This window comes from Symbiopectobacterium sp., from assembly GCF_051710365.1.
GTDB lineage: Bacteria > Pseudomonadota > Gammaproteobacteria > Enterobacterales > Enterobacteriaceae > Symbiopectobacterium.
This window is the reverse complement of sequence record NZ_JBPETA010000264.1, coordinates 1-3326: the sequence shown is the minus strand read 5'-3', so window position 1 is coordinate 3326 and position 3326 is coordinate 1. Positions and strand designations below refer to the sequence as shown.

Annotated in this window: 3 protein-coding genes and 1 pseudogene; 1 reads left to right on the top strand and 3 read right to left on the bottom strand. The window is 49.6% G+C overall.

Features of this window, described 5'->3' with window-relative positions:
• Positions 1 to 379 precede the first annotated feature (379 nt).
• The gene (locus tag ACTBDZ_RS16305; RefSeq protein WP_438816086.1) at positions 380 to 787 is read right to left on the bottom strand and encodes a DUF2000 family protein; all 408 of its coding nucleotides are present in this window, start codon (positions 785 to 787) and stop codon (positions 380 to 382) included.
• Between the two features lie 57 nt (positions 788 to 844).
• Positions 845 to 1700, bottom strand: a pseudogene (locus tag ACTBDZ_RS16300) (AraC family transcriptional regulator).
• Positions 1701 to 1799: 99 nt separating this feature from the next.
• Here ACTBDZ_RS16300 and ACTBDZ_RS16295 point away from each other — a divergent pair.
• Positions 1800 to 2573, top strand: a complete 774-nt coding sequence (locus ACTBDZ_RS16295) for an ElyC/SanA/YdcF family protein (RefSeq protein ID WP_438816085.1) — start codon at positions 1800 to 1802, stop codon at positions 2571 to 2573.
• Positions 2574 to 2630: 57 nt separating this feature from the next.
• Here ACTBDZ_RS16295 and ACTBDZ_RS16290 read toward each other — a convergent pair whose 3' ends face one another.
• Positions 2631 to 3212 carry a glycosyl hydrolase family 28 protein gene (locus tag ACTBDZ_RS16290; RefSeq protein ID WP_438816087.1) on the bottom strand — a complete coding sequence of 194 codons (582 nt, stop codon included), beginning with the start codon at positions 3210 to 3212 and terminating at the stop codon, positions 2631 to 2633.
• Positions 3213 to 3326: the final 114 nt, after the last annotated feature.

The following is a 3326-nucleotide window of genomic DNA, read 5'->3' as shown; positions in this document are numbered from 1 at the left end:
CGGATCCTAGCAACGCAAAATCATGCAGTTAGGCCTCATGAGAAAACTGTACACCTGAGATGACAAGCATTTTCAACCAAAACTGGCATGGAAAAACAGCATGATTACCTATTATTCAACAAAGCCTCGTTGATGTTCTCGGCGAGCGATACCGTCGAATTTATTCTTAAAGTAGGTGCGGAATGACGGCTCTCTGTTTGTGCATGAATAATAGTCCTTTGGGTGTCAAAACGATAAGGCGCTACCCTGTTCAGGTAATGACACCTCATTTTTGGACAACGCAAAGAGAGAGAATTTCATTAAACTGTATATAAACCATCAGCAAATAAAACGGTGCCTCACTACTGAGGCCCCCGACGTTTATCGGCTATATCGTGATTTATTTATGCAACGATAGTCCCTTTATCACTTTATCCACTGTTTTTTTCGGACCGCGCATCGCGAGACCAACAAGATTAAGATTATTGGCATCTTCAGCCATAAATACCGTTCGGTTAGCATCGTCATGGCCGGTCGAGAACATAGCGTGTACGTAAGGAATCAACATCAGTTCACGCTCAAGCCCCTTGCGAAGCGCTGTTTGCAACCCGCTAAGGTCGGCCTCAAAAATAAGCATTGGCTGCCCGGACATATTGCCATAATGGCGTCCGTGCGCGTCCACATAGGGCAACCCCATAATATCGGGGTGAGCCGAGGCGATTCCGGTCGCCAGAAAAGCCACAACGTTTAATCGCTGCCAGGTGGGTAAATCATTGCGCACTACAAACACGATTTTTGTATCAAACATCAGTCATCATTCTCCGATTATCGCTTGCGCTGGAAATAATCGGAGATGGGGGCGACCTCAGTCTAGAACGTTTGTGCATTGACGTTGGTAGGCAGCCGGAGAAAGCCGATAAGCGCGTTGAAACCAACGGCACATATGACTTTGATCCGAAAAACCCACCAGAGAAGCAACCTTGACGGGCTCATTTCCCATGGCGAGCAAGGTACGTGCCGTGCGCAGTCGGAGTTGAACCAGATAAGCGTGTGGAGACTGACCGAACGCGCTTTTGAATTGGCGACTTAAACGAAATCGGTCGATACCCGAATGGCGGGCCAGTTCATCCAGCCCGATATCCAGATGCATAGTTGTCGTGCAGATGATCTTTGAGTTGGTACATCTGGCGCAGAGAATCGTTCGAAACGGATGCTGGCCGGGTCACAACATGTCGAGCGAGCAGCGAAAGCAGATGATCCAGACTTTGATCCCGAGCGAGTCGGCCTTCGTGGTGATGGATGGCGAAAAAGGCCTGTTGAATCGCAAAAATTAACGTCGGATCATCCGTCAGGGTATTTTTAAACGCGGCCTCTAATGCGGACACGTCGGGCAATCCACGTCGCTGCATCATTTCTGTCGCCCAGGCTTGGGGGAGATAAAGCATGGCGTAGGTAAAACCCTCTGCTTGTATGGCATGGCCGTCGTGCACAGCCCCCGGTTCGATCAGGATGGCTCGCCCTGGATGGCTGGTGTGCATCGCGCGGTGACAGGTAAACTGTTGTAGTCCTTGTTGTGTTACTCCGACTAATACTTCGTCGTGGTCATGGGAATCATAGGTATGGCCGCGAAAATGGGCATGTAAGCTCTCTATGCCGGTTTCTTCATTACGACGAAGATTCACCCAATCACGGCTGACCATTTCTTTGTTGGGCGTTGTCATTGGGTAGGCTCCGTCATAGTCTATGGTATCTCTGTTTTAAACTATCATCTTGTTGCCGACGATGTCGCTTTCCGTGCATCCGATAGGGTAGAAAACACAATGTATCTGTCTGATGAAGCCATTCGCGATTTGAATACGCTGGCGGGCTGGTTAGCCCTTGACGATCTTGGCACCCATGAAAATCTGAACCCGGACCTGCTGATTTTGGCGGGACACGCTATCATGCCGAATATTATCGGTGCGCTTGATTTTGCCGCGCAAACTGGCGTCCTTGTGTTACTGAGCGGGGGTATCGGCCATTCAACCATGCTGTTACAGCAGGCGGTAAAACAGGACCCGCTCACGGCTGCCATTGAGACCGAAGGGCTGGGGGAAGCAGATATTCTCGCCGAGAAAGCGCATCAGGTTTTCGCGATCCCCTGGGAAAAAATAGAGATAGAAAATCGCTCGACCAACTGTGGTCAAAATGCGGACTCCAGCAGAGACAGGCTGTTGGCCCAGTCATCGATCCCCGCGACGATATTGTTGGTTCAGGATCCGCTCATGCAGCGCAGAACCTTCGAATCTTTTCAGCACAGTTGGCGGCAGAAAACGATAACCAGTCGATTTATCAACTGGCCGGTATTTGTGCCGCATGTAGTCAAGGTGGACGATTCCCTGGTGATTACCGGCGGACAGCGTGCGGGCATATGGACGCTTGAACGCTATATCTCCATGATATTAGGTGAGGTCAAGCGCCTGCGCGATGATGATGCAACCGGCTACGGACCAGCAGGGGCCGGTTTTATCGGCCATGTTGATATTCCTGATGCAGTAGAAAACGCCTGGCGGCGTCTTATTGAAAATGAGGGAGTTCAGGTGAGCGTCAGATAAATCTGCCGTCGGATAGTGCCGACGGCAGAGTTGCGCTGTCAAGTTTGGTTATTGGTACTATTGGCGCGTTGCCGGGAAGGGCAGCCATTTGCCTTCACAGGCATACACCGTTTTCACCGCTTTTGCATCGGTAATGGTCGAGGGCGCTGGGGTCAAGCCGCCTTCAGCCACATGAACAATGGTGTTCTGTTGATGCCAGCCCTGAAGATTATCGATTTTGACACCGTCAAAGGTTACATCAAGGGGATGATCGCTGTCATAGCCGTTAAGTACCACCTTGCCGCCGTTACCGGACACATTTTTCAGCGAAATATGGTGGTACCAGGGAATTAGGTTGCCCTTTTTACCTTCATAAGCCGTATCCAGCGTAATCGGCCATTTGTTATCGCGTAAACAGACATTCTCAACCTTGACGTTTTCAACGATCCCGCCGCGGCTGGAATCGCTTTTAATTCTGATGCCTGACGTTGTGCCATCCAAGGTAAGATCTTTAATCAGAATATCGCTGATGCCGCTGTTGGTTTCACTGCCGATAGACATGTCGTGACCGGAATAGAAGTGGTTATCCAGAATAGAGATAAAACGCGTTGGCCCGCTGTTGCCTGCTTTAATCGCAATATTGTCATGGCTTTGTTGAATAAATAGAAAGTTTGGGTAATCATCGGATCAGATCACCATAGTTGTTTCAAAATCAGGTCTCCATGGCAAAACAAAATTTTAAAATCACTAACTGGCCCTCCTATAACAAGGCCC